The following is a 15,485-nucleotide window of genomic DNA, read 5'->3' as shown; positions in this document are numbered from 1 at the left end:
TCACAGGAGCAACAGATGGATATCGCATTGGCAAAGCGTGTACAAAAAGTAAAACCCTCACCTACCCTTGCCGTAGCCGCAAAAGCAGCACAGATGAAAGCCCAAGGGCTTGACATTATTGGCCTTGGAACTGGTGAACCTGATTTTGACACGCCTCAACATATAAAGCTAGCCGCCATCGCTGCTATTGAAGCAGGGGACACGAAATACACTGCTGTAGACGGGATAGTCGAACTAAAAGAAGCCGTTAAAAATAAATTCAAAAGAGACAATGAACTGGATTATCAACTAAATCAGATATTAGTCTCCGTAGGGGGAAAACAAAGCTGTTATAACCTCTGCCAAGCTTATCTTAACCCGGGCGATGAAGTCATCATCCCTGCTCCTTATTGGGTATCCTATCCTGACATGGTTTTGCTCGCCGACGGTGTTCCTGTCATCATTGAAACGACTCCCGCGCAGCGTTATAAAATCAATGCACAACAATTGGAGCAAGCCATCACTCCAAAAACACGAATGATTTTCCTGAACAGCCCTTCCAACCCCTCTGGAATAGCCTACACTCAGCAGGAGTTAAAAGAATTGGGTGAGGTCTTGAAAAAACATCCACAGATACTGATTGCCACGGATGATATGTACGAACATATTCTCTGGAGTCAAGCTTTTACAAATATACTCAATGCCTGCCCTGAATTATATGACAGAACGATCGTATTAAATGGCGTGTCCAAAGCTTATGCCATGACAGGCTGGCGGATAGGCTATGCGGCAGGCCCTGCGCCATTAATCAATGCAATGAAAACCATTCAATCCCAATCCACATCCAACCCCTGCTCCATAGCCCAAAGAGCGGCCGTAGCCGCTTTGAATGGCAGCAATGAAAGCATTGAAGAAATGGTCAACGCCTTCCATCAAAGGCACGACTACGTGGCCGATAGATTGCAAAGCATCGATGGCATAGAGGTCATCCCCGCCGACGGAACTTTCTACATTTTTCCCAGTGTGCAGGCGATTATCGAAAAACGAGGTTACGCCAATGACATCGAATTTTCCGAAAAATTGCTGAATGAAGTAGGTGTAGCACTGGTTCCAGGCTCCGCTTTCGGCACAGAAGGCTGCATTAGAATATCCTTCGCCACCGGGATTGACACCCTGAAAGATGCCTTGAACCGATTACAACGTTTCTGCAGTTAAAAAATATATTAAAAACCTCTTGATTCTCTCGCGGAATCGTTTTAAGATTCCGCCTCAATTCCCCGGTAGCTCAGTCGGTAGAGCGGATGACTGTTAATCATTAGGTCACAAGTTCGAGTCTTGTCCGGGGAGCCAATCCTAGTCTGGGTTTTGGCGAATTCCAAGTTTTTCCTTCCTGAAGCTTGGTACCAGTTTTGGTACCGATTTTAAAATTCAGATTACACCCTCTATAATTTATAGTGTATTTTCTTTTAGGCCATTAAATGCAAAACATCCAACAAACAGAAGTAACCCAATGGCTTGACCAATTAGAAAAAATTTCAACGGGTAGCTGTTCATGCCCCAGTTTTCTAAAGCCGTTTCATTTTGTTACTATTGGGTTAGCTGTAAAAAAAGCAGGTTGGGAGGCTATGCAGCTACCAGAAGATCTGATGCAATATGCTGCAAGAATGAAATTATGGGATGCTATAGATTTATTACCACCTTGCAATGTTTCAGAAAATAAAAATACTGGAAAATTTCTACCAGTTAAAGCTTTTCTTGATAATCAACAAGAGGTTTCGCATATTACAGATGAATTAACCAAAATTATACTAAATACTGCATCAAAACAAATCCGTGAATCCTTAACCATTTGCTTGACTGAGTTGATAAATAATTTTTTTGATCATGCTAAAGCTAACTCAAACTTACCGTGCTTAGTTTGTGCTCAAAGCTGGCCTAAAGGTAAACTAATTCAAGTTGCAATTGCTGATGCTGGAATAGGTATTAGAAGTTCTTTAATTGAAAATAAACAATTGATTGCCCGTTTAGAAAATGAAAATTCATGTAAAATTGCTTCAGAGTACGGCGTAACAAGTAAACCACAGAATGATCATTCCGGATATGGACTAACGCTAGCTAAAGATTTAATGATACAAGCAAAAGGCACCTATATTTTAGCTTCTGGTAATGAAATATACGTTTGCTCAAAAGATAACAAAGAACTCCAAAGTACAATTAATTCTCAATGGAATGGGACTATACTTGTATTAGAATGGAAAATTGATGAGCCACTGGATAGTAAATCTATATATGATAGTTGGCCTATGGCTGAGGGGTATAGTGATGAAGACTTCTTTTAAAATTCAACTTAAAGATTTGGTAAATAGCAATTCTTCTCGCTCCAATGCAGCTAAAGCTTTTGAGCTTATTATTGAATGTTTAAATAAATATCAGTCGATCGAGATTAATTTAGCTGATGTAAATTTTACCCCATCTGTTGCTGATGAAGTAATTGGCAAACTTGCAGAAACACTTGGTGCTAGTCAATTTAAAGAAAAGATAATTGTTTCGAACTTCTCAGACGCTCAAATGTCACTTATGAGACATGTAATTGGACGCCGAATGTCTAAAAAACAAACCTGCCGCTTATGACTTAATACAATAACGGAATTAAGGCTAAAATAACTATATTTGCCCTGTTTTGAGTTTAGTGTTGGTCGAGCGGCTCACTCAAAGTTGACACCCAGCAATGCTGTAATGCTCGAAGAAGGGGGCAAATCAACCGTTATAAGGCAAAGAGCTAGAGGGTCAGGTCTTGCCTTTTGCTTTTCACTACCCAAAAGACAAAATCCGCCACAAGCGCTCAATAAATTATTTCTCCAGGCTCCATCATCTTCACGAATCCCTTTTATGCAATTCAAGGATGCTACAATAAAACCGTCTAATTCCTAAATAGCCAGCTTAGCTCATCCATCTCTTCATCGTTTGACCTGAGAGCAGTTTTATTCACAGGCTGGAAGAGTTTGGTATAATGTTCTTTATGTGGAGGGTCTTTCGAGAGCGCATACTCTTGTGAAAGCTCATGCGTAAAAACCTTCTCTTGTGTTTTTTGCACAGTGCCTGTCTCTTGGATGTCATAATGGTTATCCAGATTCGCATCAATAAGTGATATGTATCTATCATTTGAGAGAACTTCTTTTAAAAGCGCATTGTTTTTATTAACTTTTCTATAAAACTGTATCGCTGACTTTGATAGGCTTACAGCAAATACAGCCAAAGATATACCGAGCAATATGGGGCCAATTGGCCAGGCAGCGATTCCCCAAAACAGGCCTGACACCCCAACAATAAGGCTTGTAAGAGAAGTGCCAAGGTCAATAAATCTCTCCAGACTACGGGTGTGCTTGCGATGGCATACGATGTCGTAAAGTCTAGCTGGCCCCTCTTGTTTAGCAAAGGCTAATTTCTTGTCAAGTTGGTAAAGCTTGAAAACTAGCAGCACTCGTGCTTGCTTATCGTCGAGCCGCGTGTTGAGAAGTTTTTCGTACTTGGCTTGTCGCTTTTCTTTAATGCTTTCCACATATTGTTCAGGGTTATCTTTATACTGATTTATGAGTGCATTTTCCTTACGCACGTCCGAATAAAGGTAGTATGACGAATTAAGTATGCCAAACCCCATAATGCCTATACCAAGATATACCCACATCGCGGGGAATAACGTTCCCAGATAGATGAGTGGTATAGCCCCTGCTGCAGCTGCAATGAGAATACCAGCCGACATCACACGACTTAATTTAGAGGCTGTTGGGTCAAGTATTCTTGCAATAGTACTGCTTACAAAACCAATGACTGAAAAGAGCACTCCCAGAATGCCCAGGGCAATGCCCGCGCTTTCCGTAAGTACAATGATGCGTGTCATGTACTGCAGAATGCTCGACAGAGAGTTTGTAGCGAGCCCCGTGCTACGCAAGTAGACAAAGGCTGAATTATTGTTCTGTAGGTTCTTCTTGATTTCTTTGCTCATCGGCAGAACTGGAATAAATATAAAAAATGTTCATTATATAAGGTCTGTCTTAAGAGAACTTTAACAACCCTTGATATCGATAGCTCGATGATCGACTTTTTATACGTTGACAGTGTAAAGCTAGTGTAGCCCTGATACAAGCGCAGCCATACTCCCGGATTTCGTTCCACTTCATCAGGGCTAAGCTTGCTAGTTGAATTACATAAGCAACATGAATAAAGCCATTCCTATCATCATTAAATTTTCAGTGAGAGAAATAAATCCTAAAGGTACGTTACTATCACCGCCCACACAGGCACATTTAAGCTCGCGCTTGTCGATATAAACGGCTTTAAAAACTGAAAGAGCACCTACAGTTCCAATAAATAAGGCAATTGGAATAGAAAGCCAATTTAACGCTCCTGCAATCATTAATATCCCTGCTAAACCTTCAGCAAATGGGTAAATATAGCTGTAAGGAACCCAGCGTTTGGCCAAGAGGTCATAGTTTAAAAACATGGTTGAGAAGCTTTCGATATTCTGTAGTTTTAATAAAGCAAGAACTGCCATGCTAAATGCAATAAACCAGCTTAAAGCATGTGGTGTAACCGGGTTACCAAAGCTAGCATAACTAACTGCCATCGCCATTAAAGCGGTAATCGCGAACAGCGCAATGACGGGGCGATAACTTTTTTCTTTTGGATCTCTTATTTTCTTTCCAAGGTAACGTCGTAAATCGTCATAACCACCTATACGCTCATCGTTGATAAAAGTTTGAGGTGTGGTTTTTACATTGTGTTTATCCTTAAACGCATCGACCTGTTCGCGGGTTGTTAACCAATTATCTTCTACCTCATAGCCTTGACGTCTTAATAAATCTCTAGATTTGAGACCATAAGGGCAAACATGATGCTCTATTACCATGCGATACAAAACTGCTTTTTTAATTGAAGTACTGTTCATTTCTATCCTCTATGATTAATGGTATATAAATAGTAATATAGAGTACGTACTATAGTACGGAGTCAAGTAATGAATAATAAAACAATTGGTGAATTTGCTAAATTATGTGGAGTTGGGATTGAAACCATACGTTATTATCAACGCCAAGGACTACTTCATGTTCCGTTGCTTAACAAAGAACTTGGAGCTGAAAAAATAAGGCGTTATGGTGACGATGATATAAGTCGCTTAAAGTTTATCCTTTTAGCCAAAAAGGCAGGCTTTACTTTAAAAGAAATAAAAGAACTATTGGAGTTTGATGCTAAAAATGATCGAGAGCGCGTAAGAGATATGGCTGAAAGGCGTATTGAAAAACTAAATTTAAAAATTAATGAATTAACCGAAGCTCGGAATAGACTCTCACTTTTAGTAACAAAATGTATAGAAACAAGCTCTTCGCCTTGCCCCATTCTTATGACCTTTGAGAAAAGTTAAACCCATAAAAATAGAAAGCAATCAAATTATTGATAACCAATCTTTGAGCTCGTCAATGATTGCAACTATCTTTTCTGACAAACCAAGCGCCAGAACTCGATCAACACCTAAAACACTCAAATATCCATACCAAAGAAGCTGTATCCGTCCTAAATCATCGGACTGAAACTGGACTGGAAGAGAAAATACTGTTCCTCCATTGTGGATTGTTTGGATGATATTATCCTTTAACCGGATTTTATCAATGAGCTTACTCTCTCGACATAATAGCAAAACATGGGAGGGGGGCCAAACCCGTGACCAGGGTTTATCTTTACCATCAATTTACTCTCCAAACTCCTCTCTCACAGCCACACCACCCCAATTCTCATCCAATAACTCAGACTGAATATAATCAATATGCGCCTGCAAATCTGATTCATTGTGTATCTGATGCTCCCAGAACCTTGCTGCCACAGATCGGAAAAAACAATGAAAACCTGGGATACGGGCTGGTGATTGATCTCGGTGGGCATACCCCTTAATCTGTAATTTTCAAAATTTCTAAACCCATAAGCACAACGTTGAATCATTTTGGGGTAATGTCCAAACTCTTAGAAGAAAGAAAATTAATTTTATCAAGATCTAAGTCTACTTGAGGGTGCGCCTTAATGTATTTATCTGACATTACCAAGTAGTTATTAATAAATCCTTCATAGACCGATTGCCCTCCCAACATTTCTAATTCACAAAGATCGGCAAAATGAGCATTAACCTCACCGCAGCTGTCCACACCAAATTTAGTAGCCAACCGTTTTTTTGCAGACTCTCTAACTCTGACAAAACAATTCTCATCAAGAAAGTCACGATATGGTTTGTATTCCTCAGGGCATCTGTCAATAACAGGATCTCTTGAGCGGGATGTAGTTCTCCCTGTCCTTATTTCTTCTGCATATTTAGCCACCTTGGAGAATAAAGTTGCGGTGATTAAGGTTTGATCCCCTTCATGTTGAATATAGCACTGGTAGGGATCTGAATGGATGTATTTTTGCCCAGGGGCAACGTTCCATCCGGTAAATTCCAGCAAATTTTTAACAATAGATTTTGATGCTGAAGGAACTAAAGGAGATCTGTCGATTAAGTCTGAAACAGCGGCTTTAAACGATTTAAATGCATTGTTCATTATAAGTCGTACTTTTATATCAGCTTGCTTCTCAATCTCATTTTTTACCTCCAGCGCTACTGACGCCCCAAAGCAATCGCCTTGCAAAACAATATCATCTGGCTTGACGCCCTGATTTAATAAAGACAGGACCACTGCAATACCTGCGTTTGTTAGATCATTAGCATCCACAACCTCTCCGGTACTCATTCCAATACCTGGGAAATTGAGCGCGTGTACCGTTGCTCCCGTTTCTTTTGCTGCAGCGCTAATGTCTCGAAAGCATGCTTGATAGTAGGTATTTGCGCCAGGAAAATATACAATATGTTTACCAGTACCCGGTTTTTGAGGAGAATCCGGTTCTGGTTCGCATTTCAGCACTTCCAATTCACACGAATCCCCTGAAACTAATTGAGAGGGTACCCTGTTTAATGTTAACTCAAGATTCTGGAACGCATTAAAATATGTGGCTTCAGGATTGTTTTTTTGTTGATTAAGAAAATCAGCAAATGGTGCCAGGAAATCTTTCTCCGCATCCTGAGCTCCATAACCCTTTTTTTTATACCAATCGCCCACTCCCTCTGAGAACAATAATTTCCCAACAGAGACCTTCAAATGATTCTGAAAGAATGAACTATTTCTCGTCTTTAATTCTTTACTTCTAGTCACTGTTAGCTCAAATTGACAATACAATGCACATATCAATTTAAGTATAGTTCGTCGATTTTGAACAAATCAAATTCAGACACCATTGAAGATCTTTGTTACTGTGCATTGGTCGAACCCTTTGCATGGCTCTTTTTTATAAACTTCAGTTAACACCACATATATTCGAAACCCTTGTACCGGGAAAGACAGAATCATTTATTTTGTTTTGGCTGCAGGGCAATAGCTGTTCGTAAAGGTAGCTGGAACGAAGGAGTGTATGAGATTCATGGTTTTCAGTACCAGGCACGGGTTTGTGATAAGCGTTTAAAAGTAAAAACTCGTCTACGCGTTTTTCGGTTCAATAATTAATAAATTACCATCACGCGTCACTACCCCTAGCATGATTGCATTAATCAATCTATGGATGGACACATTGTAATAGTGATCTCCAGATACAGGATTCGTTTTGTAAGGATCGGCAACCACCACTAAACGATGCTTTTGATTGTATCCACATAAAACAACGAAATGCCCGCACGGTTGACCGCGGATATTATCACTCCTGGATTTGCCTTCATTATTGAATATTTCCCGACTGCAGTTATACAGATAGGTAGAGCTAAGCCCGGCCAATATGGGAATTTGCCTGGCAAAATATTCCTTTAAAATTTCTGCAGTCAAGCAACGAAAATATATAGCGCCCCCCAAAGTCAGAAAATCAAGCACTGCGTGTGTTCCGCGAGCAAGATACTGGTTACGTTTATACCTCATTTGTTGCATGAGCATTTCTCTGAGAACGTTAGTATTTGATGAGCCATCGCTATTAAACCACGTAGGATCATACAATACTAAATTATTCACATAAAGAGTGGCGTTAAACCCTAATTGCAAGGCGTGTTTGCCAAGCATAGGAGCCAATGTTCCACCAGATAAAGAACGCTCTACCTGGGTCGCCACCTCTTCATAACTAATATCCAAGCCATAATATTGGTATATGGCATGCAAACAGGTTGGGCCGCAAGACTCATCATCGGGCTGGGAGTTTATTTTAAAATCAATCATTATAATATCCAACCATGGATCAATTTTATGTCTTTTTGATTTAAATTTAGGCGTATCTTGCTTTTATGTCAATGAACTAATTCCTGCTTTTCAAACATTCGATCCACCAAACCACTTGTTTTAATAAACAAACATAAAGATTGGTTATTCCAAATCGAGAGATGCTGTGTCATCAGCATAATTTTTTAGTGATTGCCAGGCATAATTGGAGACAATGCCGTGCTCTTGATTATTTAACCGCATAGCATAGATATCCATAGTAACCGCTACATAATCCTTAGTATTTAACTGAACCAAAGAGCCCTCTGCCAACTCCTTTTTAACTAGATGATCAGGTAAACGGCCAATACCCATACCCGATAAAATAAGTTGTTTACGAATATACATATCACCCACTAACCATTTGGGCATGGAATTACTTAATGGATCAATATTGAGTTGATATAATTCCTGTTGCGTGCCAGCTATCATAATTTGCATGCAGTATATTCCCAGTTTGGGATTATTTATTTGTTCTTTATGCTGTTCATAATAGTCCCTACTCGCAACAGGAATCATTCGTATGGAAGGCATGCGCAAATATTCTATCTGCGGAGAGCGAATATGGCTTGCAGCTATACATAAATGACACTCTCTTCTTTCCAGACGCTCAAGACATCGAACAAAAGTATTGTTACTTAGTGAAAAACAGGTTTCGGGATAGTGTCTTATGAAAGATTGAATAAGCGGAGCATATACTGCCAAGGGTAAAGCAATATCGAGATCTATAGAAAATTGTGTTTCTACTCCGGATCTCAATGTTTCAGCACTATTCTCCAATTGAATAAATTGAGCGACCACTTCTCTTGCTTTTTGATAAAAAGCTTTACCTTTCGCGGTGAGTTGTGGGCGGTATACTCCTCTATCAAACAGTTCAAAACCCAAACTGGATTCCAATTTTTTTATGGCATTAGTTATTGCTGGTTGTGAACGGTGCATCTTTTCTCCAGCAGCAATAAATCCACCCGATTCAACAATTGTGATAAATACCTGGATCTGTGAAAAATTTATCATAATTAAAAATTATCAAGATAATTATAAAATAATATTTTTATTATATGATCTTTATAGTTATGGTAAACCCAATGAGTGAATTGATTTTAATACTTGCTGGAGGCTTCATGATAAGAGAATACATGGATAAGAGAAACAACCAATTTACTACCGAAATTTTAAATTATTTTAGCGACCTAAAAAAATTTTCGACGAGTTATCTTGAATGGTTAACAATGGAGCATTATCAGTTTTCGTTAAACAATACTCGTTTTTTAATGAATTCTCATATCCAAACAAAGTCACTTTCTGATCCCGGAGTTTCCGAAGAATTACTCGCTAACTATAATGAAGAAAAAAATCATGCTCAAATGTATCGACATGCACTAAAAAAAATGGGGCTGGATGTAACAAACAGGATTCCGTATGTGGCAACCAGACAGTTCTTTATGAGTCTTGAAACTTTGACTGGAATTAATGCATCCAAAACCCTTGGTGTCATGTACGCCACTGAAACAGCTGCGATTTTTGAGCATATTTTATTTAAAAAAATAGGCGCGGAGCTTTGCCAAAGAAAAGGTTTGGATTTTGAGAATTCTCGCATCAAGCAATTCCATGATTTACACCTGGATGGAGTAGAACAGGCGCATAAAGATGAGTTAGGCAAATTTATGGATCATACTTTTGCCCAAGAGCAGATTGATCCCAATATTTTTCTCCAAGAAAAAGAAATATTGAATGGCGCGTATGCGGCGATCGATATAATGGAAGATTGGTGGTCTGGTTTAATTAACGCAAAGGAACACCTTTGGGTACAAACTCATGCTCAATAAACTCACATGGCTAACCGGCAAGATACAAGAAAACTGGATAGAGAAAATTCTACATTTGCGGCAAAAGATTTGGCCTGATTATCAACGCATTAAAAAAGATCATATTCTTAAGTTGTACAGTCATTATCCTTTATATCAGTGGCTATCTCACTATAATGGTGAGGTAGTTGCGATTATTAATTCCTTGCCTGTGGCATTTGATCAATCACTGGATAATTTGCCACAAGAAGGATTAAATTGGGTCCTGTCTTATCTGGAATCTACAATACCCAACCCATCAAATTATCTTGCTGCTGTATCAGTGACTGTGAATCCAGCATACCAAAGACTTGGGTTAAGCAAACTCTTATTGAATCGGTTAAAAGCAAGTGCACACGAGGCTCAACATAAAGCTCTGATAGTGCCAGCCAGACCTAGCCAAAAAGAAAACTACCCTCTTATTTCCATAGAGGATTATTTGAAGTGGAAAAGAGTGGATAATACTATTTTTGATCCTTGGTTAAGAGTTCATGCACAACTGGGAGGAAAAATAGCTTATCCATGCCAGCAATCACGTATGATCACAGCGAATATTGCTCAGTGGGAACAATGGCTCGGCCATCCATTGCCTCAAACTGGCCAATATCTTGTTAAAGGCGGATTGAATCCTGTAACCATCAATAAAGAAGAGGATATCGGAATATACATTGAACCAAATGTTTGGGTTATTCATGATTTGTAGTTGATTTTTGCCATGTCTCGTTGCGATACGAGGTAAACAAACTTGTCTTTGGTACATGACTTATACACTTTTTCAAGCTCTGGATGTAGTTCTGCTGTATCTTTCGAATAGTTTGAAAAAATATCCAAAAGAACGTAAAAATCAAATACACAGGACTTACGAAAACCCCCAAGATCAAGGCAAAAAATGTTGTTAATGATGGAGTTTAGATAAACTAAATGACCGAATTAAAAACTTTTTTAACAAAGAGATTGGGATTTTTCGTAAGTCCTGATAAATTCTCATCTTAGGCAAAACAAGGAAACCAAATGTCAAATTTTCAATATAGCCAAGGAAAAAAACTACGCGAAGCGTTAATGAAAGAAAAGCCATTACAAGTTGTAGGAACAATTAATGCCTATACCGCTTTGCAAGCTCAAAAAGCAGGATTTCATGCCATTTACCTTTCAGGAGCTGGGGTGGCTAATGCCTCTTACGGCTTACCAGACCTGGGAATTACCACATTAAATGATGTAGTTGAAGACGCACGGCGCATCATGAGCGCGGTTGATTTGCCTTTGCTTGTCGATATTGATACAGGGTGGGGTGGCGCTTTTAGCATCGCACGCACTATCAAGGAAATGATTAAAGCAGGGGTAGCCGCGGTTCATATTGAGGACCAGGTTCAAGCCAAACGATGTGGTCACCGCCCAGGTAAGGCACTGGTTGAAAAAGAAGAAATGATTGATCGTATTAAAGCCGCCGTGGATGCGAAAACCGATCCTGATTTTGTTATTATGGCAAGAACTGATGCCCTGGCTAATGAAGGTTTAAATAAAGCCCTAGAGCGAATTAGTGCTTATATTGAAGCTGGGGCAGATATGATTTTCTTTGAGGGAGTGCGTAAACTTGAGGAATATCAGGCATTAACTGAGCAATGCCATGTTCCGGTATTGGCCAATATCACTGAATTTGGAGTCACTCCATTATTTACTCTGGAGGAATTAAAGGGAGTGGGAGTTAGTCTGGCTCTTTATCCATTAAGCGCATTTCGGGCAATGAGTGCTGCCGCAGAAAAAGTTTATGACACAATCCGCAAGAACGGCACTCAAAAGGATGTTCTAACAGAAATGCAAACTCGGGAAGAGTTATATCAGGTATTAAATTACCATTTTTATGAAGACAAGCTTAACGAACTGTTTATAAAAGAAAAAACGACATAAATATCAATGAATTATCAGAACCAATTTGAAAAATAAGGTTTTATTTGTCTGGATATGGGGTTATCTGCCTAAGATTGAAGTTTTTAAGTAACTGACTTAGCTCTTATCCAGACAAGCATCCAATTAGCAATCCATTTAAAACTTGATAAAGTTGTTGCAAAATAAAAGCAATTCTATTTATAGTTTTAGGATAAATGATTTGTTGAAAAAGATATGTGGCTTGACTACCTCCATAAGATTAATTCTGATCCAAACCTTTTATATCTTTTTATAAGAACTTTTATTATCTATGTTTTTGCGATTTTTATCATCCGTATTGGCAATACCCGATACAATTTTGAAACAGCATTTGATTATATTTTTGTATTTGTCATTGGTGCCGTATTAAGCCGTGCAATTAATGGCAACTCTACTTTAATATCCGCAATGGCTGGAAGCAGTTTACTTATTTTTTTACATTGGGTCTTCGCTATTTGCTCTTTTTACTCGCACAGATTTGGAAAACTGGTTAAAGGAAAAACGGTGCTGTTAATACAAGATGGCCAGCTCATTTGGAGTGCTTTGAAAAGACATCAAGTGACTGAAGAGGACTTGAAACAAGTGCTCAGAGAGAAATTAAGTGAAGGAGATTTAGCAATAGTGAAAGAAGCTCGTTTGGAGCGAACCGGGCGTATCAGTTTTATTACCTACAAATAATTTTGTAACAAGAGCGAATTCTGGCGATTACTTTTTTCGTAAATCCGGACTATTTCATTTGCTAGAAATTTTATCTTGAAAATTAAGAATACTCTTCTATTCTTTATGTAAAGAATTCTTTTGATGAAAATAACCAAAAATAAAAATGCAGTTATTTGATTTTAAATGACTCGTTAAAAATCCTGCTTGTCTCCCCTTGTCCAAGACATGCAGAGATAACTATAGAATCAGGCGTTTAAAATTCGAGTGTGTTATAAGCATAAAGGAGGAGTTATGTTTAACTTAAAAAGGAATTTAATCAAGTTAGGAGCCCTCAGTGTAAGCATTGCTCTGTTAGCAGCATGCCATACTGTTAAAGGGACTGTAACAGGGGCTAAACAAGATATTAAAGCAACTGGAAAAGCAATATCAAGAACCATGCAATAGAAGGAAAGCAATGTTGGATTATTTTAATCCAACATTGTTCAAATTTAATAAAAACCTCTGTTATACCTTCAATGGAACAAAAAAGGCCATTATCAAAACAATAATCAATAAGATTGCAAAACTTATACCCACATATTGTAATTGGATATTTAATGGCAAGCTTCCCATTTCATGAGTGTGCGCATGCCTCCCTTTCGAACCAATCATTTTAGCTTGTGTCTGAGAATGCGCTTCGTGCTCCTCATGATGATGAGCCATATGCCCTTCGGTATGTTCTCCCCCCTCCGGCAAAGTCATACATCCATGCTTTAATTTTTTCTTAACCAACCAGTTATTAATTGGAAAAGCGATAAAGCCACCAACTAAAGTCGCCATTCCCATAATAAACCAGAATTGCAAATGCGCTGGATTGCGCCCATATTCGAATGAGTTCATTAAAATCATCATCACAGGAATCATACCCATCATCACAAAATTCATGGATACGGTTTCTGCAAAAAATGTTTTCCTTAATGCTTCGCCATAACTGGAATACATACTTCGCATCATTCCAGCCTGAAAAATAACCCAGCCAAAAATAAATGCAGAAATATACTCGAGAATAAGTTCTACACCATTGCTTAAATCAATAAAAGATAAAAAAATTGCCGCGAAGATGATCCCTGTCGCATCCCCAGCCAAACAATGTACTTCGGAATTAACCGCCTGTTTCCATTGCGCTTTAGTATATAAAGCATGCAATCCTTTACCTGGACTTCTGCAAGTCAAAAAATAAAAAAACAAGCCTAAAGGGCCGGTATAGGCCACGACCAACACCCATCCGAGTTTTTGCACCCAATCTATTGGCATCTCCCTCACATCATAAGCAATAAAAGCCAAAGAGAGCATCAGTAAAATAAACCATAAAACCATAATCCCATCGATCATTGCTCTTCCTTTTCTCTGATCTTTTTGTTTATTTTAGAACACATCAGTCTTTTTTTCTCATCTTTATAAAAAGCGATTGGCAACAACTTTCCAAATAAGTCCCAGAGCAAGTAAACTGATTCCCGCCATCCATACCCCAATCGGCACCCAAAACGCCAGGAAAAGACAGGACAGTAACCCTCCGATAGCAAACAGGGGTGAATACAATTGCTCCTCTTTAGGCAAACGCAAGGCAGCAAGATTAGTAATTGCGTAATAGATTAACACTGTAAACGCACTGAATGTCCATGTAGTTTCAACACTACCAGTCAACACCAGAGCAATAATTACAATTCCAACTCCAATGACAGAAAAAACAGGAACATGTCTTTTTTCTGATACATGACAAAAAATCTTTGGTAAATCACCTTTTCTGCCCATAGCCAAAGCTACACGAGATAAGCCCAGTATTAAATTGAGCAATACCCCTAACATGGCCGTGCATGCCCCGATGGCAATTAAAAGATTCAATCCAGGGATACCAATGGCTCGTGCTGCGCTCTCTAAAGGAGTTGCGTTTGTTTCAGTCACTTGAGCCAACTTTTCAACCCCCACAGCCCCAATGGCAACAAGGCTCACCAAGATATAAAGTATTGCACTAACAATCAGAGTGATAATAATAGCTGCAGGAATAAATTTTCTTGGATTTTTAACCTCTTCCGCTAATGTTGCAATTCTGCCATAACCGGTATATGCCACAAACATTAAAGCCGTAGCATAAAAAAAATGGCTTAATCCTTCCTGGTTTGACACAGGAAAGAAGGGCTTCAAATTAACCATTCCCCGCTGCAGGAAATCAGGTAATCCTCCTATTATAAAAACGGTTAAGGTTATTAACGTAATCATTACAATAATAATATTCACTGTGTTTGTTCTTCTGAGTCCACTTAAGACTAAAAGTATTAATATGATAGACACTATCATAGCGACAGGGATGATAGGCTCCGTCTCTAAACCTGACAGGTGAATGAAATAACCGGCAAACCCAAGTGCTGCCGTTGCAGCGGAAGCACTCTTCGCACATAAAAACATCCAGCCGGCAGTGAAACCAAAAGCAGGATGTAAATAACGATATCCGTATTCATAAGTACCTCCACTAACGGCATGATTTGCAGCAAGTTGAGCGCTTGAGAACGCATTACAGGTAGCAACAAGTGCGGCCAAAGCAATAGCAAGAATCACGGATGGTCCTGTGACACCCGCCGCAATTCCGATACTCACAAAAACACCCGTTCCGACAATAGATCCAAGCCCCATCATCGTGGCGCCGAATAGGGTGAGTTCTCGTTTCAAAGGCTTATGCATGATATCCATGTCCATCTTTTTATTTCCCTTTATAAATACCTTTACTGTTTTAATA

The 15,485-nt window shown here is 39.0% G+C and carries 18 protein-coding genes and 1 tRNA gene; 11 read left to right on the top strand and 8 right to left on the bottom strand.

All coding sequences use genetic code 11. The annotated features are described in order from the left end of the window. Positions 1–15: 15 nt before the first annotated feature. The 4 genes from EL201_RS00345 to EL201_RS00330 all read left to right on the top strand — a co-directional run bounded on the left by EL201_RS00345 (position 16) and on the right by EL201_RS00330 (position 2,610). Positions 16–1,194 carry a pyridoxal phosphate-dependent aminotransferase gene (locus tag EL201_RS00345; protein WP_027223173.1) on the top strand — a complete coding sequence of 393 codons (1,179 nt, stop codon included), beginning with the start codon at positions 16–18 and terminating at the stop codon, positions 1,192–1,194. A 59-nt stretch (positions 1,195–1,253) separates the two neighbouring features. Next, positions 1,254–1,329, top strand: a tRNA-Asn gene (locus EL201_RS00340). Positions 1,330–1,457: 128 nt separating this feature from the next. Then, complete coding sequence (locus tag EL201_RS00335; RefSeq protein WP_027223172.1) at positions 1,458–2,318, top strand: hypothetical protein; 861 nt, start codon at positions 1,458–1,460, stop codon at positions 2,316–2,318. Then, positions 2,302–2,610, top strand: a complete 309-nt coding sequence (locus tag EL201_RS00330; RefSeq protein ID WP_027223171.1) for an STAS-like domain-containing protein — start codon at positions 2,302–2,304, stop codon at positions 2,608–2,610. Before EL201_RS00335 ends, EL201_RS00330 begins: the two co-directional genes overlap by 17 nt. A 74-nt stretch (positions 2,611–2,684) precedes the next feature. Here EL201_RS00330 and EL201_RS00325 read toward each other — a convergent pair whose 3' ends face one another. The 3 genes from EL201_RS00325 to EL201_RS00315 all read right to left on the bottom strand — a co-directional run bounded on the left by EL201_RS00325 (position 2,685) and on the right by EL201_RS00315 (position 4,924). After that, entirely contained in the window at positions 2,685–2,879 is a 195-nt protein-coding gene (locus EL201_RS00325; RefSeq protein WP_027223170.1) for a hypothetical protein, read from the bottom strand. Between the two features lie 20 nt (positions 2,880–2,899). Next, positions 2,900–3,982, bottom strand: coding sequence for a lpg0059 family Dot/Icm T4SS effector (gene ceg2 / locus EL201_RS00320; RefSeq protein ID WP_027223169.1), 1,083 nt, complete (start codon positions 3,980–3,982; stop codon positions 2,900–2,902). A 198-nt stretch (positions 3,983–4,180) separates the two neighbouring features. Beyond that, the gene (locus tag EL201_RS00315) at positions 4,181–4,924 is read right to left on the bottom strand and encodes a glutaredoxin family protein (RefSeq protein ID WP_027223168.1); all 744 of its coding nucleotides are present in this window, start codon (positions 4,922–4,924) and stop codon (positions 4,181–4,183) included. Between the two features lie 69 nt (positions 4,925–4,993). Here EL201_RS00315 and EL201_RS00310 point away from each other — a divergent pair, with 69 nt between their 5' ends. Further along, on the top strand, positions 4,994–5,398 hold the full coding sequence (locus tag EL201_RS00310; protein WP_027223167.1) for a MerR family transcriptional regulator: 405 nt from the start codon (positions 4,994–4,996) through the stop codon (positions 5,396–5,398). A gap of 296 nt (positions 5,399–5,694) precedes the next feature. Continuing rightward, positions 5,695–5,922, top strand: a complete 228-nt coding sequence (locus EL201_RS00300; protein ID WP_027223166.1) for a hypothetical protein — start codon at positions 5,695–5,697, stop codon at positions 5,920–5,922. Between the two features lie 44 nt (positions 5,923–5,966). Here the strand turns inward: EL201_RS00300 and sdbB are convergent, their stop codons facing one another. The 3 genes from sdbB to EL201_RS00285 all read right to left on the bottom strand — a co-directional run bounded on the left by sdbB (position 5,967) and on the right by EL201_RS00285 (position 9,302). Beyond that, on the bottom strand, positions 5,967–7,208 hold the full coding sequence (sdbB, locus tag EL201_RS00295; RefSeq protein WP_027223165.1) for a Dot/Icm T4SS effector alpha/beta hydrolase: 1,242 nt from the start codon (positions 7,206–7,208) through the stop codon (positions 5,967–5,969). 321 nt (positions 7,209–7,529) lie between these two features. After that, positions 7,530–8,249 carry a C39 family peptidase gene (locus EL201_RS00290; protein ID WP_027223164.1) on the bottom strand — a complete coding sequence of 240 codons (720 nt, stop codon included), beginning with the start codon at positions 8,247–8,249 and terminating at the stop codon, positions 7,530–7,532. Positions 8,250–8,393: 144 nt separating this feature from the next. Further along, positions 8,394–9,302: a LysR family transcriptional regulator gene (locus tag EL201_RS00285; RefSeq protein WP_027223163.1), complete on the bottom strand. Its 909-nt coding sequence runs from the start codon at positions 9,300–9,302 to the stop codon at positions 8,394–8,396. Between the two features lie 107 nt (positions 9,303–9,409). On the opposite strand from EL201_RS00285, the gene EL201_RS00280 reads away from it, so the two are divergent. The 5 genes from EL201_RS00280 (at position 9,410) to EL201_RS15600 (ending at position 13,159) form a co-directional block, all read left to right on the top strand. Further along, positions 9,410–10,114: a DUF3865 domain-containing protein gene (locus tag EL201_RS00280; RefSeq protein ID WP_027223162.1), complete on the top strand. Its 705-nt coding sequence runs from the start codon at positions 9,410–9,412 to the stop codon at positions 10,112–10,114. Next, on the top strand, positions 10,104–10,835 hold the full coding sequence (locus tag EL201_RS00275) for a transferase (protein WP_027223161.1): 732 nt from the start codon (positions 10,104–10,106) through the stop codon (positions 10,833–10,835). Before EL201_RS00280 ends, EL201_RS00275 begins: the two co-directional genes overlap by 11 nt. 308 nt (positions 10,836–11,143) lie before the next feature. Continuing rightward, positions 11,144–12,037, top strand: coding sequence for a methylisocitrate lyase (gene prpB, locus EL201_RS00265; RefSeq protein ID WP_027223160.1), 894 nt, complete (start codon positions 11,144–11,146; stop codon positions 12,035–12,037). A 213-nt stretch (positions 12,038–12,250) separates the two neighbouring features. Beyond that, the gene (locus tag EL201_RS00260; RefSeq protein WP_027223159.1) at positions 12,251–12,733 is read left to right on the top strand and encodes a DUF421 domain-containing protein; all 483 of its coding nucleotides are present in this window, start codon (positions 12,251–12,253) and stop codon (positions 12,731–12,733) included. A gap of 273 nt (positions 12,734–13,006) precedes the next feature. Further along, complete coding sequence (locus tag EL201_RS15600; protein ID WP_165481399.1) at positions 13,007–13,159, top strand: hypothetical protein; 153 nt, start codon at positions 13,007–13,009, stop codon at positions 13,157–13,159. 60 nt (positions 13,160–13,219) lie between these two features. On the opposite strand, the gene EL201_RS00255 is transcribed toward EL201_RS15600, so the two are convergent. After that, positions 13,220–14,086, bottom strand: a complete 867-nt coding sequence (locus EL201_RS00255; protein ID WP_027223158.1) for a DUF4396 domain-containing protein — start codon at positions 14,084–14,086, stop codon at positions 13,220–13,222. Positions 14,087–14,149: 63 nt separating this feature from the next. Beyond that, positions 14,150–15,445, bottom strand: coding sequence for an APC family permease (locus tag EL201_RS00250; RefSeq protein WP_027223157.1), 1,296 nt, complete (start codon positions 15,443–15,445; stop codon positions 14,150–14,152). Between the last annotated feature and the right edge of the window lie 40 nt (positions 15,446–15,485).

The sequence above is a fragment of the Legionella pneumophila subsp. pascullei genome (assembly GCF_900637585.1).
GTDB classification, from domain to species: domain Bacteria; phylum Pseudomonadota; class Gammaproteobacteria; order Legionellales; family Legionellaceae; genus Legionella; species Legionella pascullei.
This window is presented reverse-complemented; position numbering and strand designations above follow the sequence as displayed.